Annotated in this window: 21 protein-coding genes and 2 tRNA genes; 17 read left to right on the forward strand and 6 right to left on the reverse strand. The window is 64.5% G+C overall.

What is annotated here, in order from left to right; all coding sequences use genetic code 11:
• The first annotated feature begins 110 nt into the window (after nucleotides 1–110).
• From B1A78_RS02195 to B1A78_RS22175, 7 genes are all read left to right on the forward strand, one after another.
• The gene (locus tag B1A78_RS02195; RefSeq protein ID WP_077145396.1) at nucleotides 111–986 is read left to right on the forward strand and encodes a helix-turn-helix domain-containing protein; all 876 of its coding nucleotides are present in this window, start codon (nucleotides 111–113) and stop codon (nucleotides 984–986) included.
• A 124-nt stretch (nucleotides 987–1,110) separates the two neighbouring features.
• Nucleotides 1,111–2,079 carry a hypothetical protein gene (locus B1A78_RS02200; RefSeq protein ID WP_077145397.1) on the forward strand — a complete coding sequence of 323 codons (969 nt, stop codon included), beginning with the start codon at nucleotides 1,111–1,113 and terminating at the stop codon, nucleotides 2,077–2,079.
• Nucleotides 2,012–3,037 (forward strand): tRNA lysidine(34) synthetase TilS, encoded by a 1,026-nt coding sequence (gene tilS / locus B1A78_RS02205; RefSeq protein WP_256837424.1) that lies wholly within the window; start codon nucleotides 2,012–2,014, stop codon nucleotides 3,035–3,037. Before B1A78_RS02200 ends, tilS begins: the two co-directional genes overlap by 68 nt.
• Before the next feature lie 81 nt (nucleotides 3,038–3,118).
• A complete protein-coding gene (ftsH, locus tag B1A78_RS02210) occupies nucleotides 3,119–5,065 on the forward strand; it encodes an ATP-dependent zinc metalloprotease FtsH (RefSeq protein WP_077145398.1) in 1,947 nt (648 codons plus the stop codon).
• Nucleotides 5,066–5,086: 21 nt separating this feature from the next.
• The gene (locus B1A78_RS02215; protein ID WP_077145376.1) at nucleotides 5,087–5,578 is read left to right on the forward strand and encodes a hypothetical protein; all 492 of its coding nucleotides are present in this window, start codon (nucleotides 5,087–5,089) and stop codon (nucleotides 5,576–5,578) included.
• Nucleotides 5,579–5,589: 11 nt separating this feature from the next.
• Nucleotides 5,590–6,195 (forward strand): DUF3800 domain-containing protein, encoded by a 606-nt coding sequence (locus tag B1A78_RS02220; protein ID WP_077145377.1) that lies wholly within the window; start codon nucleotides 5,590–5,592, stop codon nucleotides 6,193–6,195.
• A 107-nt stretch (nucleotides 6,196–6,302) separates the two neighbouring features.
• Nucleotides 6,303–6,779 (forward strand): hypothetical protein, encoded by a 477-nt coding sequence (locus B1A78_RS22175; protein ID WP_144037641.1) that lies wholly within the window; start codon nucleotides 6,303–6,305, stop codon nucleotides 6,777–6,779.
• 114 nt (nucleotides 6,780–6,893) lie between these two features.
• Here the strand turns inward: B1A78_RS22175 and rpoZ are convergent, their stop codons facing one another.
• A complete protein-coding gene (gene rpoZ / locus B1A78_RS02225; RefSeq protein WP_077145378.1) occupies nucleotides 6,894–7,238 on the reverse strand; it encodes a DNA-directed RNA polymerase subunit omega in 345 nt (114 codons plus the stop codon).
• 122 nt (nucleotides 7,239–7,360) lie between these two features.
• On the opposite strand from rpoZ, the gene B1A78_RS02230 reads away from it, so the two are divergent.
• Nucleotides 7,361–8,569: a phosphatidylserine/phosphatidylglycerophosphate/cardiolipin synthase family protein gene (locus tag B1A78_RS02230; protein WP_256837425.1), complete on the forward strand. Its 1,209-nt coding sequence runs from the start codon at nucleotides 7,361–7,363 to the stop codon at nucleotides 8,567–8,569.
• Nucleotides 8,570–8,572: 3 nt separating this feature from the next.
• On the opposite strand, the gene B1A78_RS02235 is transcribed toward B1A78_RS02230, so the two are convergent.
• The gene (locus tag B1A78_RS02235) at nucleotides 8,573–9,211 is read right to left on the reverse strand and encodes a class I SAM-dependent methyltransferase (protein WP_077145380.1); all 639 of its coding nucleotides are present in this window, start codon (nucleotides 9,209–9,211) and stop codon (nucleotides 8,573–8,575) included.
• 163 nt (nucleotides 9,212–9,374) lie between these two features.
• On the opposite strand from B1A78_RS02235, the gene B1A78_RS02240 reads away from it, so the two are divergent.
• Nucleotides 9,375–10,694 (forward strand): MFS transporter, encoded by a 1,320-nt coding sequence (locus B1A78_RS02240; protein WP_077145381.1) that lies wholly within the window; start codon nucleotides 9,375–9,377, stop codon nucleotides 10,692–10,694.
• Between the two features lie 36 nt (nucleotides 10,695–10,730).
• Here the strand turns inward: B1A78_RS02240 and B1A78_RS02245 are convergent, their stop codons facing one another.
• The gene (locus B1A78_RS02245; protein WP_077145382.1) at nucleotides 10,731–13,046 is read right to left on the reverse strand and encodes a CDC48 family AAA ATPase; all 2,316 of its coding nucleotides are present in this window, start codon (nucleotides 13,044–13,046) and stop codon (nucleotides 10,731–10,733) included.
• A 160-nt stretch (nucleotides 13,047–13,206) separates the two neighbouring features.
• Here B1A78_RS02245 and B1A78_RS02250 point away from each other — a divergent pair, with 160 nt between their 5' ends.
• Nucleotides 13,207–14,085, forward strand: a complete 879-nt coding sequence (locus B1A78_RS02250) for a LysR substrate-binding domain-containing protein (RefSeq protein ID WP_077145383.1) — start codon at nucleotides 13,207–13,209, stop codon at nucleotides 14,083–14,085.
• 65 nt (nucleotides 14,086–14,150) lie between these two features.
• The gene (locus B1A78_RS02255; RefSeq protein ID WP_077145384.1) at nucleotides 14,151–14,522 is read left to right on the forward strand and encodes a hypothetical protein; all 372 of its coding nucleotides are present in this window, start codon (nucleotides 14,151–14,153) and stop codon (nucleotides 14,520–14,522) included.
• A 34-nt stretch (nucleotides 14,523–14,556) separates the two neighbouring features.
• On the opposite strand, the gene B1A78_RS02260 is transcribed toward B1A78_RS02255, so the two are convergent.
• Nucleotides 14,557–14,631: transfer RNA gene (locus B1A78_RS02260), tRNA-Thr, on the reverse strand.
• Nucleotides 14,632–14,748: 117 nt separating this feature from the next.
• Between B1A78_RS02260 and B1A78_RS23040 the strand changes: the two genes are divergently transcribed.
• The gene (locus B1A78_RS23040; RefSeq protein WP_256837426.1) at nucleotides 14,749–14,877 is read left to right on the forward strand and encodes a hypothetical protein; all 129 of its coding nucleotides are present in this window, start codon (nucleotides 14,749–14,751) and stop codon (nucleotides 14,875–14,877) included.
• Here the strand turns inward: B1A78_RS23040 and B1A78_RS02265 are convergent.
• The gene (locus B1A78_RS02265) at nucleotides 14,867–15,181 is read right to left on the reverse strand and encodes a DUF1905 domain-containing protein (protein WP_077145385.1); all 315 of its coding nucleotides are present in this window, start codon (nucleotides 15,179–15,181) and stop codon (nucleotides 14,867–14,869) included. The genes B1A78_RS23040 and B1A78_RS02265 overlap by 11 nt on opposite strands.
• A gap of 5 nt (nucleotides 15,182–15,186) precedes the next feature.
• On the reverse strand, nucleotides 15,187–16,152 hold the full coding sequence (locus B1A78_RS02270; RefSeq protein ID WP_077145399.1) for a peptidylprolyl isomerase: 966 nt from the start codon (nucleotides 16,150–16,152) through the stop codon (nucleotides 15,187–15,189).
• 76 nt (nucleotides 16,153–16,228) lie between these two features.
• Here B1A78_RS02270 and B1A78_RS02275 point away from each other — a divergent pair.
• The 5 genes from B1A78_RS02275 to B1A78_RS02295 all read left to right on the forward strand — a co-directional run bounded on the left by B1A78_RS02275 (nucleotide 16,229) and on the right by B1A78_RS02295 (nucleotide 20,196).
• Nucleotides 16,229–16,319: transfer RNA gene (locus B1A78_RS02275), tRNA-Ser, on the forward strand.
• A 173-nt stretch (nucleotides 16,320–16,492) separates the two neighbouring features.
• Nucleotides 16,493–17,758, forward strand: a complete 1,266-nt coding sequence (locus B1A78_RS02280; RefSeq protein ID WP_077145386.1) for a site-specific integrase — start codon at nucleotides 16,493–16,495, stop codon at nucleotides 17,756–17,758.
• Between the two features lie 181 nt (nucleotides 17,759–17,939).
• On the forward strand, nucleotides 17,940–18,131 hold the full coding sequence (locus tag B1A78_RS02285) for an AlpA family transcriptional regulator (RefSeq protein WP_077145387.1): 192 nt from the start codon (nucleotides 17,940–17,942) through the stop codon (nucleotides 18,129–18,131).
• A gap of 12 nt (nucleotides 18,132–18,143) precedes the next feature.
• Nucleotides 18,144–19,133 (forward strand): hypothetical protein, encoded by a 990-nt coding sequence (locus B1A78_RS02290; protein ID WP_144037643.1) that lies wholly within the window; start codon nucleotides 18,144–18,146, stop codon nucleotides 19,131–19,133.
• Nucleotides 19,078–20,196, forward strand: a complete 1,119-nt coding sequence (locus tag B1A78_RS02295) for a hypothetical protein (RefSeq protein ID WP_077145389.1) — start codon at nucleotides 19,078–19,080, stop codon at nucleotides 20,194–20,196. The genes B1A78_RS02290 and B1A78_RS02295 overlap by 56 nt, the downstream gene beginning before the upstream one ends.
• The last annotated feature ends 15 nt before the right edge of the window (nucleotides 20,197–20,211 follow it).

Below are 20,211 nucleotides of genomic sequence, written 5' to 3' on the forward strand. Positions count from 1 at the left end.
CCTTTTCAGCCGTTCCTTTGCCGAACTTCATTTGACTTTGCCGCATGGTCGGTGCGATGAACGGCGCGCACGGTCGACATGGGTTGCAAACGACCGGCACGGAGATTTTGATGGCTGACGAGGAGGCCCCCGAACAGGGCGAGCTGGCGATTACGCGTACCGGCGACCGGCTGCGGCTGGCTCGCGAGGAGGCGGGGCTGTCGCTCGCCGATGTGGCGACGCGGACGCGGATCACCCAGCGCCACCTCGAGGCGATCGAAAAGTCGGATTTCACCGACCTGCCCGGGCGGACCTATGTCACCGGCTTCGCGCGCGCCTATGCCCGCGCCGTCAATCTGCCCGAGGCCGAGATCGGTGCGTCGATCCGCCGCGAGCTCGAAGAAGACGCCTATGCCTCGCGCCCGCTGTATGAGGCCTATGAGCCGACCGACCCCGCCCGCCTGCCGCCCGCGCGCATGGCGTGGACGCTCGTCATCGTCGCGCTGCTGCTCGTCGCCGCCTATGGCGTCTGGCGTTTCCTGTCGGTCGAGCCCGACGAAGCGCTGATCGCGGCGCAGAACCGGGCGGCCGAAAATTCGGAAGCGCCTGCGGCCGAGCCGGGCGCCGCCCCGGCCGCCAAGGCCCCTGCCCCCGGCCAGGCGATTCCCGCCGACGCTCCGGTGGTGCTGACCGGGGTTTCTGAAGTGTGGATCGGCTTCGACGACGCCACCGGCAAGACCGAGAATTGGCGGACGCTCGACGCGGGTGAAACCTATGAAGTGCCGGCGGCCTATATCCAGCAGTTCACGCTGCGCACCAGCATTCCGCAGGCGCTGAAGGTCACCGTCGGCGGCCGTGACATCGGCGCGATCGGCCCTGCCGACACGCTGGTCAAAAATATCTCGCTGAAGCCCGCCGACCTTGTCGCGCGGGCCGAGGGTGCGGGTGCGGGTGCGGCGCAAACGCTGGCGCCGACAACGCCGGCACCGGTCGCGCCGAAGCGCTGACCGGGCGCCCGGGTCGCCGGGCCGAAAGATCGCCGCGCCGAATTGGGTTTGCGCAAGCGGGCCTTGGCGCGTTATGAACCGCTGAATGGTTAATCGGATGTGGGAGCCGAAAAGGCAGATGACGATGCGTAACTATTTTCTGGGGACCGCGGCCGCCGCGTTGCTGGTTTCGATTCCGGCCGCGGTACAGGCGCAGGACGACACGATCGGCAAGCGTGTCGACCGGCTCGAAAAGGAAATGCGCGCGGTGCAGCGCTCGGTGTTCCCGGGCGGCAGCCCCGCTTTCTTCGAGGGCGAGATCGCACCCGACAATGTCGCGGGCGATCGGGTGAAGAGCAGCGCGCCGGTGATCGACCTGACCGCGCGCGTCGATGCGCTCGAAAGCCAGCTGCAGACGCTGACCGGGCAGACCGAACAGAATGCCTTCCAGCTGCGTGAGCTCGAAAAGCAGTTCACTGCCTACAAGGCCGAGATGGAAAGGCGCCTCGCGGCGCCCGTGCCTCCGCCGACGGTCGAAACGACCCCGGCGAGCCTGCCGGTGACGACCGCGACCAAGCCCGCAACCACGCCGGCCGCGACGACCACCAAGCCCGCGACGACCACTGCCGCAGCGGCTCCGACCAAGAAGCCCACCACCGCGGCGGCGCCTGCCGCGAGCGCCGCACGGCTGGCGCTGGTCAAGAAGGTCGAGATCCCCGCAACCGGGAACGAGGTCGATGACGCCTATAACTATGGCTACCGCCTGTGGGAGGCGAAGCTCTATCCCGAGGCGCAGACGCAGCTCAAGGACGTGGTCGCCAAATGGCCGCAGCATCGCCTCGCCAGCTTTGCGCAGAACCTGCTGGGCCGAACCTATCTCGACGAAGGCAAGCCGAGCCTCGCTGCCGTCGCTTTCTATAATAATTACAAGGATCGGCCGAGCGGCGCGCGGGCGCCGCACAGCCTGATGTACATGGGGGTCGCCCTCGACAAGCTGGGACGCAAGGCCGATGCCTGCAAGGCGTTCCGCGAGCTCGAGGAAGTCTATGGCGACAAGGCTCCGCAGGACGTGCGAACCGATGCTGCCGCCGCAAAAACAAAAGCCGGCTGCTGAAGCCGACGCCGTCCAGCGGCTCGGGCAGCAGCTGGAAGCGCTCGCCGGACCCGACTGGCACCAGCTGAACTACGGCGTCGCGGTATCGGGCGGTCCCGACAGCATGGCGCTGCTGTGGCTGATGGTGTCGCTGTTGCCCGGACAGGTGCGCGCGGCAACGGTCGACCACGGCTTGCGGCAGGGATCGGCGGAAGAAGCGCGGATGGTCGCGGGCTTCTGCGATCGCGATCATATCCCGCATGCGATCCTGTGCCCGCCGGTGCCGATCCGCGGATCGTTCCAGGCGGCGGCACGCGCCGAACGCTATCGGCTGCTCGACCAGTGGCGCGAGGCGCATGCGCTCGACCATATCGTCACCGCGCACCATGCCGACGACCAGCTCGAAACGCTGATCATGCGCATCAACCGGAGCAGCGGGGTCGGCGGGCTCGCGTCGATCCGCGCGCGCAACGGCCCCGTGCTGCGCCCGCTGCTCGGCTGGCGCCGCGCCGACCTGGTCGCGCTTGCGCTCGACGCCGACCTGCCCTTCGTCGACGATCCGTCGAACGCCGACGTGCGTTTCGATCGCGCACGGCTGCGCAAGGATTTGCGTTCGCAGAACTTCCTCGACGCCGCCGCCGCGGCGCGCTCGGCCCAGTGGCTCGCAGACGCCGATGCGGCGCTCGACTGGACGGTCGAACGGCTGGTCGAGCGCTGGCCCGACGCCGCCGACCGCGCGGTGATCCGCGATAATGGCTACCCCGACGAGATCTTCCGCCGCGTCGTCACCGCGCGGCTCTGCGCCTTCGATCCGCGGCTGACGCTGCGCGGGGTGACCCTCGACGGGGTGATGGCGGCGATGCGCGACGGGCGCCGGGCAATGGTTGGCACGCTGCTGATCGACCGGATCGCGGGCGGCGACGGCGATTTCTGGCGTATTTCGGCGGCGCCCCGGCGAAAAGTCCGCAGTTCGCGCTGATCTGCTCATTGTCATTTAACGTGAAGAGCCTATCTTGGCATCTGGGCTGCTCTCCGGCCCGGCAAGGTGGAATCGATCGAAATGCAGGACGACAAGGAACCGCAGGGCAACCCCTGGATGAAGAGCGTGATGATCTGGAGCGGCATTTTGCTCGCCATGCTCCTCGTCGCCTCGATGTTCGGCGGTGCAACGCAGCCCGCGGGGACGCCGATGACCTATTCGGACTTCCGCCAGAAGGTCGAGGAGGGCGCGGTCAAGGACGTCGTTCTGACCGAGGACCGCGCGACCGGCACGCTGACCAACAACGAACGGTTCAGCGCCAATCTGATCTCCGACCCCAGCCTGCTCAAGCTGCTCAACGACAATGACGTCAAATATGACGGCAAGCCCACCGAAACGGGCAATATCTGGATCTATTTGATCATCCAGTCGCTGCCCTTCCTGCTCATCCTCGGCATCGCCTTTTTCGTCTTCCGCCAGGTGCAGAAGAACAATGGCTCGGGCGCGATGGGCTTTGGCAAGTCGCGCGCCAAGATGCTCACCGAAAAGCAGGGCCGCGTCACCTTCGACGATGTCGCGGGCATCGACGAAGCGCGCGAGGAGCTCGAGGAAATCGTCGAATTCCTGAAGGACCCCAGCAAATTCTCGAAGCTCGGCGGCCAGATTCCGAAGGGCGCGCTGCTCATCGGTTCGCCGGGCACCGGCAAGACGCTGCTCGCCCGCGCGATCGCGGGTGAGGCGGGCGTGCCCTTCTTTACCATTTCGGGTTCGGACTTCGTCGAAATGTTCGTCGGCGTCGGAGCCAGCCGCGTCCGCGACATGTTCGAACAGGCGAAGCGCAACGCGCCGTGCATCGTCTTCATCGACGAAATCGACGCGGTCGGCCGCCATCGCGGTGCCGGCCTCGGCAACGGCAACGACGAGCGCGAACAGACGCTCAACCAGCTGCTCGTCGAAATGGACGGCTTCGAGGCCAATGAGGGCATCATCATCGTCGCGGCGACCAACCGCCCCGACGTGCTCGACCCCGCGCTGCTGCGCCCGGGCCGTTTCGACCGCCAGGTAACGGTGCCGCTGCCCGACATCGTCGGCCGCGAACGCATCCTCGAAGTCCACACGCGCAAGAAGCCGCTGGCGCCCGACGTCGACATCCGCACGCTCGCGCGCGGCACCCCGGGTTTCTCGGGCGCCGACCTTGCGAACCTCGCCAACGAAGCGGCGCTGCTCGCGGCGCGCCTCGGCAAGCGCTTGATCGCCATGGCGCAGTTCGAGGCGGCCAAGGACAAGGTGATGATGGGCACCGAGTGGAAGTCGCTCGTGATGAACGACGACGAAAAGCGGATGACCGCCTATCACGAGGCCGGCCACGCGCTCGTCGCTTTCCACGAGGAAGCGTCGGACCCGATCCACAAGGCGACGATCATCCCGCGCGGCCGCGCGTTGGGCATGGTGGTGCGCCTGCCCGAACGTGACAGCTATAGCTATCACCGCGACAAGATGTACGCGAACCTGTCGATCTCGGCGGGCGGCCGTGTCGCCGAAGAGATCATCTTCGGCTATGACAAGGTCTCGTCGGGTGCGTCGAGCGACATCCAGTATGCGACGAAGCTGGCGCGCTCGATGGTGACCCAATGGGGCATGTCGGACTCGCTCGGCCCGCTGCAATATGAAGAGCAGCAGGGCGAGACCTTCCTCGGCTATTCGCAGACCCAGCGCCACAATATCTCGAACGAGACCGCGCTGCTGATCGACAGCGAGATCAAGCGCCTGATCGAACAGGCGAACGACCGCGCGAAGCAGATCCTGACCGATCATAACGACCAGTTGCACCGGCTCGCCGCGGCTTTGCTCGAATATGAGACGCTGACCGGCGACGAGATCGTCAAGCTGCTCAACGACGGCACCGCGCCCGAGCGCGAGGACGACGGCAAGAACAACCTGCCCTCGACCGGAAACCACGCCGGGTCGCTGCCGCAGATCAAGCGCAAGCCGCGCCCGTTCGGCGACGTCAACCCGCAGGGCGCCTAGCATCGCATTCGGGGGAGAGGCATGAAGCGCCGTAAACTTGGCCTGCCGCGCTTCGGCCTCGGCGTCGCGGCGATGTTCGCCTTTGCCAGCCCGCTGCACGCGTTCCAGCGGGTCGAGTTCACGCAGGCGGTCGATCTCGAGAAGGTCGAGATCGACGCCGCGGGACAGCGCAGCATCAGCTTTGCGCCGCCGCAGACGCTGCTTCCGGGCGACCGGGTCCGTTACCGGTTGCAGTTCGAGAACAAGGCCGACGCGGAGACGACGCACCTGAGCTTTGTCAACCCGATCCCGCCCGAACTGCGCTTCATCGGCACCGACGATGTCGACGGCTTTTCGGTTTCGGTCGACGGCGGCGAGAGCTTTGGCCGGCTGGCGCATCTCACGCTCGCCGCGCCCGGCGGTAACGCCCGCGCGGCGACCGCGGCCGACGTCACCCATGTCCAATGGACGCTCGCCGAGCCCCTGCCCCCCGGTGCGGTCAAGTCGGTGACCTTCTTCGGCGCCGTGCTCTAGGGGCGTCCGCGATGACTATTTATGGCGATGAATCGGGCGGGCTCAATGCGGGCGCGATGACCTTTGCGGCGGTAATGCTCACCCCGCAGGCGGCGCACGACATCCACCAGCGCTTCCGCGCCGTGACGGGGCTGCGCGGCGAACTCAAGGGAAGCCGCATTTCGATCGTCGAGCGCGCCTATCTGCTCGAACTGTTCGACCGCGCCGGCGGACGCGCCTGGGTCGCGGTCGCGACGCGCGACCAGCTGGCGGTGAACCCGGGCGGCACGCTGCCGAGCGACCTCGCGCTCTACGGCGCGCTCATCAACACGGCGGTCGGCCACTGGCTGCCCGAAACAGGCGGCGTCTGCACCGACGTCGTGATCGACGACGGCCGCTACGATCCCAAGATCCTCGGCCATGTCCGCGAGGAAATCCAGGCCGGCCTCGGTCAATGGGGCCGCGCCTCGCTAGCCGACAGCAAGCGCAGCGAAGGGGTCCAGATCGCCGACGTCATCGCCAACAGCCTGTTCAACATCGCGGTGAAGTCGCCGAGGGCGGCGCGCATCGAACGGATCATCGAACCGTTGCTGGCGTCGAAGGCGATCCGGGTCACGGATTTGAAGCAGGTTTCCTAAGACAGGCCAGTGAAGGGCAACTTACGTTGCCTTGTGCCCGGAAAGTGGTTTTTCAAACAATGCGAAAACTATCTCGACCGAATGGATGCATATTGGCGCTATCGGCCGTGGCCTTGCTCGTCTTCGTGGCTTTCGGGCCTTTCGATTGGGCAAAGCGCTATTCGAGCTGGAACAATCTGTCGAAGGCCGAGCTTGTCGCATCGGCAAACCGGTATGTAGAAAATCGCGCGCCGGGGAACGCGGCATGCCTTTATGCGGTCGAGTGTATAGACGGACGAGCGCGACTGAAATTGGTCAAGTCCATGGACGACTGGTCGATCGACGGGCCGAAGCAAATTGCCTGGGACCGCAAATTCAGCGGCATGTGTGAAGGGCGGACCGCCAATTTCGCACTCGAACTGGCTTCCGATCGGCTCGTAGGCGCAGGCAATTATGATGGCACACGGAGAGCCGTCTGGTCATTCTATAATGATGGATTCGTGCCTGTGCGAGGTCGGTTCGATCATAGCGCATTCAGTGAGGAAGCTCCCGAGCCATGCGTTTCGAGATATGTGGTGACAGGAGCCGCTCAGCCCGGAGTCTGACCGCAAGCCGGGTGTGATTAGCGGATGGCCTTGCCGAGACGGGGCCATCACCCGCGCAACAAAAAGGGCCGCGGTTTCCCGCGACCCCCTTGGTGATTTCGATGTCGCTTCGACTTATTCGAAGTCGCTGCCACCGCCCGCGGGGCTGCGCGGCGGCGCGGCGGCAGTGAGGCGCAGGGCTTCGGCCGAGCGGCTGATCGAGCTGATTTCATCGGGCGTATCGTCGTCGTCGACGACAACCTTCTGCAGCGAACCGGTGAGCGCTTCCTTCAGATCCTTCGGACGCACGGTCTGTTCGGCGATTTCGCGCAGCGCGACGACGGGGTTCTTGTCGCGGTCGCGGTCGATGGTCAGCTCCGAGCCGCCCGAGATTTCGCGGGCGCGGTGCGCCGAGAGCAGAACCAGGTCGAAACGGTTGGGGACTTTGTCGACGCAATCTTCGACGGTAACGCGGGCCATGTGTTTTCCTTGATCGAGGAGAGGCCAGCCCGGGGGCATGGCGGCAAGCGCTGCGCGCTAGCAGCAGCCCCGGCGAATGTCAATAAAACCCCTGCCCTTGCCCCCGCCACAAACCCCGGCCTATGACCGGACGGATGACCGCCGAGCCAGCCCCCGCTTGCGATGCCGACACGCTGCGCGCCGACGTCGCCGGGCACCGGATCGAAGTCATCGCCGATGGCGACGCCCGGCTCGACCGCGTGCTCGCACTGCTGAACGGCGCGATCCGCAGCATCGATCTGGTCATGTATATCTTCGAACATGACGCCGCGGGCTCGCGCCTGCTCGATGCGATGACGACTGCAGCGCGGCGCGGGGTGCGCGTGCGTGCGGTGATCGACAGCTTCGGGTCGGGCGATGTCGCGGACGCGATTTTCGATCCGCTGCGCGCCGAGGGCGGCAGCGTGACCTTTTTCTCGCGGCGCTGGCGATCGACCTATCTGATCCGCAACCATCAGAAATTGCTGCTGATCGACGACGAGATCGCAATGACCGGCGGCTTCAACTTCGCCGAACCCTATCTGAGCACGCAGCGGACGGCTTGCTGGTTCGACCTCGGCATCGTCGTGCGCGGGCCGACGGTCGCGCGGATGGTGCAATGGTTTGCCGAGATCCACGATTATACCGTCAACGACGACGGCAAGCTGCTGATGCTGCGCAAGCTGATCCGCGAGTGGCCCGTCGACAGCGGGCCCGTGTCGTGGCTCGTTGGCGGCCCGACCCAGCGGTTGTCGCCCTGGGCGCGCGCGGTTCGCACCGACCTCGCCGAGGCGCGCCAGCTCGACATGGCGATGGCCTATTTCTCGCCCGGGCAGGGCATGCTCCGCCGCCTCGGCCGCGTCGCCAGGCATGGCCGCGCGCGCTTCGTGATGGCGGCGAAATCGGACAATGCCGCGACGATCGGCGCCTCGCGGCTGCTCTACGGCTATCTGCTGCGCAAAAAGGCGGCGGTGTGGGAATATCGCCCGTGCCGGCTGCATATGAAGCTGATCGTGATCGACGACGTGGTCTATGTCGGCACCGCCAATTTCGACATGCGCAGCCTGTTCATCAACGTCGAGGTGATGCTGCGCGTCGCCGATGCGGGCTTTGCCGAACAGATGCGTCATTTCATCGCCGGGCTGGAGCCCGATTGTGATGTCATTACGGCCGAAGCGCACAAGGCGCGCGCGGGGTTCCTGACGCGCCTGCGCTGGACGCTGGCATGGTTTGTCGTCGGGGTCGTCGATTATACCGTGTCGCGGCGGCTCAACTTCGGGCTGGGCGAGACCGACCCGGTTTTCGAGGTCTGAGCCTCAGTCCTTCCAGCCCCAGAAGAGGAAGCAGGGCGGGACGTTGACCCATTCGAACGCATTGTCGATGCGGCCGAAATGCGCCGCCAGGAAATCGCGGGCGCGGGCGCGGAACTGATAGACGAGGAAAGCGCCGCCGGGCCGCAGCACGCGGTGCGTCGCGGCGGCGATCGCCGGGCCGACCCCGGCGGGCAGCGTCGAGAAAGGCAGGCCCGACAGCACATAATCGGCATGGTCGAAGCCATGCGCGCGGACGATCGCCTCGACATCGGCGGCCGATCCGTGGACCGCGATAAAGCGGCTGTCGCGGATATCCTTGCGCAGATAGTCGATGAAATCCTCGTTGGTGTCGATCGCGATCAGCGTCGCGTCGCCCGCCATCCGTTCGAGCACCGGGCGGCAAAAGGTGCCGACGCCGGGACCATATTCGACGAACAGCTTGGTGTTTTTCCAGTCGACCGGTTTCAGCATGTGGCGGATCAGCGTCGGCGACGACGGCACGATCGACCCCACCATCACCGGATGCTTGATGAAGCCCTTCACGAACATGCCCCACGGCCCGAAAAAGCGACGTGCGCGGTCCCCGATCCTTTTGGTCAGGGGAACCTTCTGTTCTTGGGCCTGCGCCCGCGGATTGGTCATGATGGCTTTCGCATCTGTTGCGGTTGCCCCGGCGTGGCAAAATCGACACGCAAGCGCAAGGAAAGAGTCATGCTTGACAAGGGTGACACGGCCGGCTCGCTGGACAGACGGGACAGGCCGTGTAGGACAAATTTCAACAAGCCGCACCAAGGGGGAGCAGGACATGTCGACGATCAGCCGCTCCATCCCGCCCGACCGTATGGCGGTGCTGTTCGCGGTGATGCTCGTCGCGGCGGCGGGCAATACCGCGATGCAGTCGATCCTGCCCGCAATCGGCGCCAAGCTCCATATTCCCGACGTGTGGGTCAGCCTCGCCTTCAGCTGGTCGGCGCTGCTCTGGGTGCTGACCGCCCCGCACTGGGCGCGCCAGTCGGACAAGCGCGGGCGCAAGGCGCTGATGGCATTGGGCGTCATCGGTTTCCTGTCCTCGATGGCGCTGTGCGGGCTTGTCCTGTGGTCGGGGCTGATGGGCTGGCTCGCGGCGGGCACGACCTTCGTCCTCTTCGCCTTGTTCCGCAGCCTCTATGGCGGTTTCGGATCGGCCGCCCCGCCAGCGGTGCAGGCCTATGTTGCCGCGCGCACCGACCCCGAGGAACGGACGCAGGCGCTGTCGCTCGTCTCCTCGTCCTTCGGGCTCGGCACCGTCATCGGCCCCGCGATCGCGCCCTTTTTCATCCTGCCCCTCGTCGGGCTAGCCGGACCATTGCTCGTCTTTGCGCTGATCGGCATGATCGTGCTGATCATGCTGCGCTGGCGGCTGCCCGACGACATCCCGCGCTTTGCCGCGCGCGGCGCGATCGCCTCCTATCCGACCTCCGCAGGCACGCCCGATGCGGCACTCGACGACGGCACCGGGGAGGACCTCGTACCCGGCGACCCCGCGCCGCTGCGCTGGACCGACCGCCGGGTGCGGCCCTGGCTTCTCGCGGGTCTGTTTGGTGGGCAGGCGCAGGCGATGATGCTTGGCGTGATCGGCTTCCTGATCCTCGACCGGCTCGAACTGCGGCTGCGTCCCGACGAAGGCGCAGCGATGACCGGCATCGTGCTGATGGCCGGCGCCTTCGCCACCTTGCTGTCGCAATGGGGGCTGATCCCGATCCTGAAGCTGTCGCCGCGCACCGCCGTGCTCGTCGGAGCCGGTCTTGCGGGCATCGGGACGGTGACGACCGGGCTGTCGTTCGATCTGCATGGCATCATCATCGGCTTCGCGCTCGCGTCGCTCGGCTTCGGACTGTTTCGCCCGGGCTTCACTGCGGGCTCGTCGCTGGCGGTTCCGCGCCGCGACCAGGGCGCGGTGGCGGGCATGACCGCGTCAATCAACGGATCGGCCTATATCATTTCGCCCGCGATCGGCGTGCTGCTGTACAATTGGCACCCGATGGTCGCTTACGGCCTGATGGCGGGATTTTGCGGCTGGCTCGTGCTGTGGGGCCGCACCGCGCTCCGCCAGGATCACGCCTTCGGGCTCGGCAACGAACCCTGACCCGCGACCCGTTCGGGGGCCGCGGGCCGGTTTCGTTCAGTCGTCCTCGTGCTTGCGCTCGCGCACGGGCTTGAGCATGCCGGGCGCGAAGAAGCCGATCGGATCGACGCTCATCGCGGCCTGTTTGATCTCGCCCTGGATCTTTTCATAATCCTTCTCCATCGCCTCGGTGACCGAGGCGCGGGTGTCCGTCAGCGCGGTCTCGAAATCTGCCATCGTCACCGTCTCGCTGCCCATCGAGCGCTTGAGCGCGGCAAGCCCGGCGCGGCGCGTCAGATCCTCGAGATCGGCGCCGGTGAAACGCTCCGATTTCTCGGCGAGCACCGACAGGTCGACATCCTTGTCGAGCGGCATCTTGCCCGTCTGGATTTCGAGGATGCGCCGCCGCCCCTCGGCATTGGGCACCGATACATAGATCAACTCGTCGAGCCGCCCCGGGCGCAGCAGCGCGGGATCGATCAGGTTCGGGCGGTTGGTCGCGCCGATGACGACGACCGACTGCATCTCCTCGATCCCGTCCATCTCGGCGAGGATGGTGTTGACGACGCGTTCGGTCACCTGCGGCTCGCCCGACGTCCCGCTGCCGCGCGCGGGCACCAGGCTGTCGAGTTCGTCAATGAAGATGATCGTCGGCGCCACGGCACGCGCGCGCTGGAACAGCCGCGCGATCTGCTGCTCGCTCTCGCCATACCATTTCGACAGCAAATCCGACGATTTGATCGAGATGAAGTTCGCGTCGGATTCGCGCGCCGCCGCCTTGGCGAGCAAGGTCTTCCCCGTCCCCGGCGGACCATAGAGCAGGAAGCCCTTGGCCGGACGGATACCGAGCCGGCGAAACGCATCGGGGTGTTTGAGCGGCAGCTCGATCCCCTCGATCAGCTTGTCGCGCGCCGCGTCGAGCCCCCCGATGTCGCTCCAGCGCGTCTTGGGCGCCTGCACCATCACTTCGCGCATCGCCGACGGCTGAACGCGCTTCAGCGCATTGTTGAAGTCCTCGCGCGTGACGCGCAATTCCTCGAGCACCTCGGGCGGGATCGTTCCCTCCTCGAGGTTGAGCTTGGGCATGATCCGCCGCACCGCCTCGATCGCCGCCTCGCGGGTCAGCGCCGCCATGTCGGCGCCGACGAAACCGAAGGTCGTGCGGGCGAGCTCGTCGAGGTCGACATTGTCGGCCAGCGGCATGCCGCGCGTGTGGATGCCCAGGATTTCACGCCGTCCCTTCTCATCGGGGACGCCGATCACGATCTCGCGGTCGAAACGGCCCGGACGCCGCAGCGCCTCGTCGATCGCGTCGGGACGGTTGGTCGCGGCGATCACCACCAGATTGGTGCGCGGCTCCAGCCCGTCCATCAGCGTCAGCAATTGCGCGACAAGCCGCTTCTCGGCCTCGCCGGTCACCTGTCCGCGCTTCGGCGCGATCGAATCGATCTCGTCGATGAACAGGATCGACGGCGCGGCCTTGGTTGCCTGCTCGAACACGTCGCGCAGCCGCTTTTCGGACTCGCCATAGGCGGAGCCCATGATTTCGGGTCCGTTGATCAGGAAGAATTGCGCATCGCTTTCGTTCGCGACCGCACGCGCCAGCCGCGTCTTGCCGGTGCCCGGCGGGCCATGCAGCAGCACACCGCGCGGCGGATCGACGCCCAGCCGGCGGAAGAGTTCGGGATAACGCAGCGGCAGTTCGACCATCTCGCGCAGCTGGTCGATCGTCTCGCCCAGCCCGCCCAGATCGTCGTATGTGACGTCGGTGCGCCGCGCGTCCTGCGGCTCCTGATATTCGGGGAGCAGCTCGATCTCGGTATTCTCGTCGATGAACACGACCCCCTTGGGGGTTGCCGAGACGACGATCAGGCGCACTTCGGCGAGCGCATAGGCGGGCGCGTTGAGCATCTGGCGCAGCTGCGGCGGCATGTCGCCCGCCGACACGCGCTGCTGCCCTGCGGTCGCGACGGTATCGCCCGCGACCAGCGGACGCCCGAAAAAGCTGCGCTTGAGCGCATTGGCCGAACCCTGCAGGCGCAGATTTTCCTGCGCCGGGGCAAAGACGACGCGCGTCGCCGGGCGCGTCTCGACGCGGCTCAGCGTTACCATGTCGCCCGCACCCGCGCCGGCATTGGCGCGCTGCAGGCCGTCGAGGCGGATGACGTCGAGTCCCTCGTCCTCGGCATAGGGCAGGACGACGCGCGACGCCGTGTCGCGCTTGCCGCTGATCTGGACGATGTCGCCTTCGGTGACGCCGAGTTCGGCCATCGCCGCGCGCGGAATGCGGGCGATGCCGCCGCCGCTTTCTTCGGCACGGGCGTTCGCTACCTGCAATTTGACCTGTTTTTCTTTTACCGTTGCATCGGCCAAGGCGTGTCTCCCGCAAAATGGTCAGAATGTCGAAGATAGGGCGCCGGTTCCCGATTTGCGACCCCCTTGGACAGGCACCGCCCAAGTACGACTTATGCCGCAGCGCACAAAAATTGTTGGCATGGACTGCGCTGTCATGTCACTATCATCGCCAGACGATATGGCACGCCTCCCACCCCTCAGCAGCATGGAAGCCTTTCTCGAGGTTGCCCGCCACGGCACCGTCAAGGCCGCCGCGAGCGAGCTCGGCCTGTCGATGCCCGCGCTGTCACGGCGTATCCAGACGCTCGAACATGCCGTCGGCAAGCCACTGTTCGATCGCCATCACCACGGGCTGCGGCTGACCGAGACCGGACGGACGCTGCAGGACCAATTGTCGCCGATTCTCGACGAATTGCGCGCGGTGGTCGTTCAGGCGAGCAGCCCCGACGCCTCGATGCGGCTCCATCTCAACGTGCTGCCGCTCTTCGCCCAGCAGCGCCTGTTCCCGCGGCTTCCCGAACTGCGGCAACTCCATCCCGAACTGCATATCGATATCGATACCATGTCGCATGCCGAGGCGCGGCTCGGCGACGGCATCGACGCCGCGATCGCGCTCGCCCGTTCGATCGACCCCGCGCTCTATGCGGCGCGGCTCGATCTCGACAAGGTGTTCCCGATCGCGTCGCGCACGCTGACCGAGGCGGGACGCCCGATCACCGTGCCCGAACAGTTCCAGCGGCTGACGATCCTCGTCCACCGCGAGATGCCCGAAACCTTCACCGAATGGAAAAAGGCGATCGGCATGCCCTATCTCGAACCGGCGGGGATCGACTATTTCGATTCGGGCCCGTTGATGCTCGAGGCCGCGGCGCAGGGCATCGGGGTCGCCTTCATGCACGGCCATCATTTCGACGATGCGCACGACCCGCGCCTTGTTCGCCTGTTCGATTTCGACGTCGACAGCCCGTACAGCTATTGGTTCGTGTGCCGCCCGCGCGCGCTGCGCCAGCCGGCGGTGAAACTGTTCCACGACTGGTTGCTCGCAGCGAAGATCTAGGCGGATTCAGATCGCGTTCAGGCCGGGCGGGCGAGCCTTCGTTCTTCTGCTGCCGGAGACCGCCGATGCGCCTGATGATCGCCGCCGCCATCCTACTGACCCCGCTGGCCGGCGCGCAGGCGCAATATATGCCGCGCACCCCGCCACCGAGCGAGCGCCTGCCCGCGATCGTCGATCGAGGAAGTGAACCCGGTCGTCCGCCGGTCGGCAGCGACCTCGCCAGGCTGCGCGATCGCATCGACGCCCGGCGCGACGCCGGCGAGCTTTCGAAACAGGAAGCGCGGGCCTTGCGGCGTGAGGCGCGGCAGATTGAAACGCTCACCGAACGCTATGGCCGCGACGGCTTTTCCGAATCCGAACGCCGCGAAATCGACATGCGAACGCAGGCGCTTTACGGTCTGGCTGGTGCCCCGGCGACAGCAGGCAAGGCAAAATAGTCCCCCAGGGACGATGTTCTCGATATCGGGGAAATGGTGCTGCTGGACAGGATTGAACTGTCGACCTCGTCATTACCAATGACGCGCTCTACCACTGAGCTACAGCAGCAACCGGGCCGCCGCGAACATCTGTTCGCTGGGCAGGCGCGGCCTATGGCGGGGCCTCTGCCGCCTGTCAAGGCGATAGGCTTGACGCTGGACAGATTTCGCAGGCAAAGGCTGGAGCGTGAGCAAGACACCCTCCCCCGCCGACCTCGAACGCGAACGCCGCCTTGCCGAAGCGCTGCGCGAAAATCTGCGCAAGCGGAAGGCGCAGGCGCGCGAAACCCGGACCGAAGTCCAGCCTAAAGACTGACGGTCACCGTCACCTCGTCGCCCTCGGCCAGCCCCTCGGCCTTGCGTACCGCGGCCTTCACCGGAAGGATCCAGCCGCCGCTTTCCTTGTGCGGAAAGACCGAAGTCTGCCAGCGGGTTTCGCCGATCGTCACCGCGACCCGCGCCGACCCGAATCCCCCGCGTTTGTCGAGCCATTGCCCCGACATCGCGGCAAAGCGGATGCCATCGGCGACATCGCCATCGATCGTCAGGAAGAACCAGGCAGCGGGCGCGGTCGCCGGCTGCCAGCGCCAGAGCGGCGTGGTGGTGGTGAAGCTTTCCACGGGCTCTATTTTACCGCGCGCACCGGCACCGGAATATTGCAGATATCGGCCCCGCCGGCGGGTTTGATAAAGAAGGGATCGCGGCGGTTCGCCCGTGCATCGGCATATTTCAAGAAGCTGTCGCTTTCGGTCGAGAGATATTCGAACTTCGGCTGGTCGACGGACGCCAGTTCGGTCGCGATCCGGACCGACGTGATCGGAACCCGTTCGGCTTCGCTGCCATAGAAACCGAGCGCCTCGGTGCCGCGCGGCAGGCTCGACAGATGTTCGATGCCACTGATCACGCGGCCAACGAGCGCGATGTTTCGGTCGAGGTGGCGCGGGGCATGGCCGATGACGGTGTAGAGTTCCGCGCCTGAACCCGTATCAGGGGACATGTTGCGGCCGACACCGACCATGCCGTAGCAGTGGACGGGCCAAAACTGTTTGCCGTCGGATGCGAACGGCCATCCGAAAATGGCCTCGGTCAGCGTCTTGTAGGAATCGGGGACGAGCACCGGCGACTTCTTGTTCGGGAGGGTCTGGACGTTGAAACCCGACGCAAAACGATGCGAGAAGAAATGATCCGCCTCGCGGACATACTCGCTCTCCGGCACAACCGCCAAACCCTCGGGCAGCGGTTTCTTCTCGGTCGCGTCACCCCATTGCGCGACATAATTGTCCTGCACGCGGTTGACGCTCGTGCCGTCCCACCAATGCGCGGCGGCGAGCTTGCGGATATTGCCGATCCATCCCCGGCTGAACGGCGCGGGCATCAGCTGGATGACGACGCGGCGCGGCTTGCCCGCAGCATCGGGCGCGAGGTCCATCATCAGCAGGTCCGAGGCGGGAATCGCGATCCAGTCCTTTGCCGGCGCGGCGGCAGCAATCTCCCCCGGCGAGGGGATTTCGGCGGCGGGCGCCGGGGCCTGCTGGGCAGCGGAAGGAACGGCGAGCGCGAGGGCCGCAGCGGCGGCGAGGAGGCGATGCATCATGCCGCATGTCTGCCACGCCCATGCCGCTTGCGAAAGCCCCGCCAAGCGATTAGGGCGCCATCTCCAAGCATGCGGAGCGGTGGCCGAGTGGTCGAAGGCGCTCGCCTGGAAAGTGAGTATACGTCAAAAGCGTATCGAGGGTTCGAATCCCTCCCGCTCCGCCATTCACCCACGGAAAACTAAGGTTTTTTGGCTCAAAGGGGCCAATTACCTTGACTTTTTCCTTTCGCTGGGTTTCACCGTTTTTCGCAGTTTTTCGTCACATTCCGGCCTCTAGGGTAATACCTAAGGTAAGAAATGGAATGCTGGCCTATTTTCTGGCGTGAAAGGTGGCTCTATGGCTGGCATCAACAAGCTCTCAGCGACGCAATTGCGGGGCTTTCCTGACGGTTCCTATGCTGACGGCGGCAATCTCTATTTCCGAGTGCGCGGCAATAGCCGCTCTTGGGTATTCCGGTTCAAGGTTCCGCTGAAGGCGAGTTGGTCGAAGCCGGGCCAAGCTGGCAAGCCAGTTGAAATGGGCCTTGGTGCATTCCCGGCGCGGTCGTTGGCTGACGCTCGCGGCGTTGCCGAAATTGCCCGGTCCGATCTGGCGAATGACCGCGACCCGCGCGAGCGGTTCAAGCCTGAAGACCCTGAAGCTGACATGCCCACATTCAAGGTTTACGCGGCTGAGTATATTGAGGCGAACAAAGGCGGCTGGCGCAATCCTAAGCATCGGCAGCAATGGCCTAACACCTTGGCTGAATATGCCTACCCGACCATTGGCGAGAAGCGACCCGGCGACATAAAGGTTGGCGACGTTCAGAAACTGCTGCTGCCAGTGTGGGCAACGAAAACCGAAACCGCCAGCCGGGTCCGCCAGCGTATCGAAACCATCATCGATTATGCCTTTGTCATTGAAGGCATAGACCGGCGCAACCCGGCGCGCTGGAAAGGCAACCTAGATAAGCTGCTGCCCAACCCCCGCAAAATCGCGAAGGCCAATGGGCGCCTGAAGTCTCATGCCGCGCCGCCGTGGCAGGAAGTCCCGGCGATCATGGCGAAGCTTCGGGCCAAGCCTGAAGTCGTCTCGGCTCTGGCTTTGCGGTTCAGCATCCTTACCGCCGCGCGCTCGACTGAAGTTCGGGCTGGCGTTTGGGATGAAGTCGATTTGGAGAAAGCAGTTTGGACCATTCCCGGCGACCGCACCAAGAATGAAGAAAGCCATGCCGTGCCACTGTGCGGCGAGGCCGTCGATATTCTGACGTTCATGGCTGACCGCAAGCATCCCGATACTGACCGGATATTCCCCGGGGCTGAAGGCGGTTTGCTGTCTGACGTTGCGATCAACAAGCAGCTTCATGCGGCGATGCCCGGCGTAACAGCCCACGGAACGGCGCGTTCAAGCTTTCGCGATTGGGTAGCTGAAGCCACCAACTATTCAGACAAGGTGGCTGAGGCCGCACTCAATCACAAGAACCCAAATGAGACTGAAGCGGCTTACCTTCGCACTAAGTTTTTCGACCGGCGTGTCGAGCTTATGAAGGTTTGGGGTGAGTTCTTAAATGGTAAAGACAATGTAGTTGGCATTGAACTCGCTAAAACAGGCACGGCTTCTTAGGTTTTTCGTCATCATTCGTCGATTTTTGTATTTTATCCCTTGCATTCGCCGGGCTTCGGCGTCTAGCTAACTTGCATCGCCGGTAGTCGGTCAAGCCGATTATCCGAAAACCCTAGGGGCGGCGGCATCTATGCCCGTCGCCCCTATTCCGTTGCGCCGGGCCAATCAGAGGAACCGCGCAATGCCAGAGCATTTCGTTACCGTTGAGGACGCCAAGCGCCAGCTATGCCTTGGAACTACGTCGATCTATGCCCTTATGAAAGCGGGCGAGCTTCGCAAGATCAAGCTTGGCCGAAAGACGGTATTCCGAGCTTCAGACATTCAGGCGTTCATTCAGCGCAAGGCCGCTGAAGCCATCCCTGCCGCCGCGTAAGGGATTGGGCAAATGTATCAGGGAATTGAAAACCCCGCCGCACATGAACCGGGCGCGGCGGGGCTTCCAAAGGACAGGAACGATGACGCTCAACTGCCCGAACAGCATAGGGCAGAGAACGGCGCCGATCAAGTAAAAGCGCCGCCCCTGCCGGGCCTTCTAGGCTCTGTGCGCGACTTCATATTGTCAGCCGCACCGCACCCCAATGCCGATATTGCACTAGCTGGCTCTATTGCTTTGATGGCTGGAATAACTGGCCGCGCTTTCAACACATATACCGGCGCGGGACTGAACCAATATATCTTACTGCTGGCGTCAACCGGCTTGGGGAAAGAGGCGGCGGCTAGCGGCATATCCAAGTTGCTCGCAGCGATCACGCCGAGCGTTCCCGCTGCTGGCGACTTCAAAGGCCCAGCGCTGGTTTCATCGGCTGGCCTTGTGAAATGGCTCGATAAGAATCCTTCTGTCGTCAGTATCATCGGTGAGTTCGGCTATAAGCTGAAGGCCATTTCATCGCCAAAGGCCAACCCGAACGATGAACTGCTGAAGGCTACGCTGCTCGACATTTACGGCAAGTCTGGCGCTGGCAACGTGCTTGACCCGATGGCCTATAGCGATCGGGAAAAGCAGACGGCGCCAATTCACAGCCCGGCGCTAACCCTGCTCGGTGAAAGCGTTCCGGGCATAGTCTATGAAGCCCTGAATGAAACCATGGTGCTTAGTGGGTTGCTGCCGCGCTTCATGGTCATTGAAGCGACCGGGCAGCGGTCCCGGCTGAATGAAACACCGGCAAGTCAGCCATGCCCACAATTGACGCAATCACTAGCTGACCTGTGCGCCCATGTGCTGGCGATCAATTACGGCAACCGCGTCGAAGTCGTTCAGGCCGATGATGACGCCAAGCTGAAGTTTCGCGAGTTCGGCCAATGGGTCACTGACCAAATCAATGCCGAGCAATCCGAGACTCTCCGCGAGCTTTGCCATTGCCCACAGGGAGATTGAGGCCAAGGTTGCGGACCTTCAGAAGCAGGGCTTGGACGTAACTACGGCGGCAATCGAAGCGGAGACAGCGGCGATCATCGCCAATGCTGAAGCTCGCGGTCAACGCGAACTCGATGTTGAAGGCGCCCGCGCCTACACGGCTGAAGTCCGCAACATGAATGATGCTTTGCGCGAAGCGGCCCAAGGCTTCAGCAACCTTTTCGGCACGGCGGGCGCTGGCTTTGAGGCCTTGATTAACACCATGACCGATTACAGCGACCGGCGCGCTGAACTGCAACAGCGGATTGCTGAAGCTGATGAACGGACGGCTGAAGGTCAGCGCGAAAGGCGGTCGGCGACCGAAGAATTGGCACGGGCGGAAATTGGCTATTACGGCGATATTGTCGGTGCCGCCAAACGGATGTTCAAAGAGAAGTCGGCTGGTTATCGCGTGCTTGAAGCGGTGGAAAAGGCTTATCGCGCCTATCAAATGGTGTCGCTCATTCTCGAAACCATTGGCGTTACCAAGTCGATTGCTTTGGACAGCGTGAAGACCGCGAGCAGCGTGACCAACTCAGCCACGCGCGCCAGTGCCGATGGCGTAGCCGCCATAGCCAAGGCCATCGCCAGCCTTCCCTTCCCCCTCAATTTGGTGGCGGGCGCGGCCACGGCGGCGGCGCTCGTCGCCTTTGGCGTGAAGCTGGTCGGCGGCGGTGGCGGTAAGGGCGCAGTCGCGACCGCTGAAGCCGAGACGCGCCAGCCGACCTACACCGGGGCCGTTGATGAATATGGGATGCCCACAAGCTCCTACAGCGTCCTTCGCCCCGGTCAGACGCGCGCGAACAACGACAATGCCCCGACCTACTCGCCCGGCCTCGCTGCGGGCGCGGCTCCCAATGCTGGCGTTGTTATCAACATCGGTGACGGCCCCCGCATTGTCATTGAAGGCGGCGCTGACGAAGGGAGCGTAGCTCAAATTGAAGCTACCCTTGCTGCCCACGAAGACCGAATTGTTGAGCGCGCTAGGGAAGCGGCGGCGGCTGACACGGCGGCTAGGTCAAATCGCCAGCGAATTGGAGCCTAGTCTTACCCTGAAGTC

The organism is Sphingopyxis sp. KK2 (genome assembly GCF_001990265.1).
Taxonomy (GTDB): Bacteria; Pseudomonadota; Alphaproteobacteria; order Sphingomonadales; family Sphingomonadaceae; genus Sphingopyxis.

What these genes read in the sequence shown, in the direction of transcription:
- B1A78_RS02195 (WP_077145396.1), top strand. Translation starts at nt 111, where the DNA reads ATGGCTGACGAGGAGGCCCCCGAACAGGGCGAGCTGGCGATTACGCGT.
- B1A78_RS02200 (WP_077145397.1), top strand. Translation starts at nt 1,111, where the DNA reads ATGCGTAACTATTTTCTGGGGACCGCGGCCGCCGCGTTGCTGGTTTCG.
- tilS (WP_256837424.1), top strand. Translation starts at nt 2,012, where the DNA reads ATGGCGACAAGGCTCCGCAGGACGTGCGAACCGATGCTGCCGCCGCAA.
- ftsH (WP_077145398.1), top strand. Translation starts at nt 3,119, where the DNA reads ATGCAGGACGACAAGGAACCGCAGGGCAACCCCTGGATGAAGAGCGTG.
- B1A78_RS02215 (WP_077145376.1), top strand. Translation starts at nt 5,087, where the DNA reads ATGAAGCGCCGTAAACTTGGCCTGCCGCGCTTCGGCCTCGGCGTCGCG.
- B1A78_RS02220 (WP_077145377.1), top strand. Translation starts at nt 5,590, where the DNA reads ATGACTATTTATGGCGATGAATCGGGCGGGCTCAATGCGGGCGCGATG.
- rpoZ (WP_077145378.1), bottom strand. Translation starts at nt 7,238, where the DNA reads ATGGCCCGCGTTACCGTCGAAGATTGCGTCGACAAAGTCCCCAACCGT.
- B1A78_RS02230 (WP_256837425.1), top strand. Translation starts at nt 7,361, where the DNA reads ATGACCGGACGGATGACCGCCGAGCCAGCCCCCGCTTGCGATGCCGAC.
- B1A78_RS02235 (WP_077145380.1), bottom strand. Translation starts at nt 9,211, where the DNA reads ATGACCAATCCGCGGGCGCAGGCCCAAGAACAGAAGGTTCCCCTGACC.
- B1A78_RS02240 (WP_077145381.1), top strand. Translation starts at nt 9,375, where the DNA reads ATGTCGACGATCAGCCGCTCCATCCCGCCCGACCGTATGGCGGTGCTG.
- B1A78_RS02250 (WP_077145383.1), top strand. Translation starts at nt 13,207, where the DNA reads ATGGCACGCCTCCCACCCCTCAGCAGCATGGAAGCCTTTCTCGAGGTT.
- B1A78_RS02255 (WP_077145384.1), top strand. Translation starts at nt 14,151, where the DNA reads ATGCGCCTGATGATCGCCGCCGCCATCCTACTGACCCCGCTGGCCGGC.
- B1A78_RS02270 (WP_077145399.1), bottom strand. Translation starts at nt 16,152, where the DNA reads ATGCATCGCCTCCTCGCCGCCGCTGCGGCCCTCGCGCTCGCCGTTCCT.
- B1A78_RS02280 (WP_077145386.1), top strand. Translation starts at nt 16,493, where the DNA reads ATGGCTGGCATCAACAAGCTCTCAGCGACGCAATTGCGGGGCTTTCCT.
- B1A78_RS02285 (WP_077145387.1), top strand. Translation starts at nt 17,940, where the DNA reads ATGCCAGAGCATTTCGTTACCGTTGAGGACGCCAAGCGCCAGCTATGC.
- B1A78_RS02290 (WP_144037643.1), top strand. Translation starts at nt 18,144, where the DNA reads ATGTATCAGGGAATTGAAAACCCCGCCGCACATGAACCGGGCGCGGCG.
- B1A78_RS02295 (WP_077145389.1), top strand. Translation starts at nt 19,078, where the DNA reads ATGCCGAGCAATCCGAGACTCTCCGCGAGCTTTGCCATTGCCCACAGG.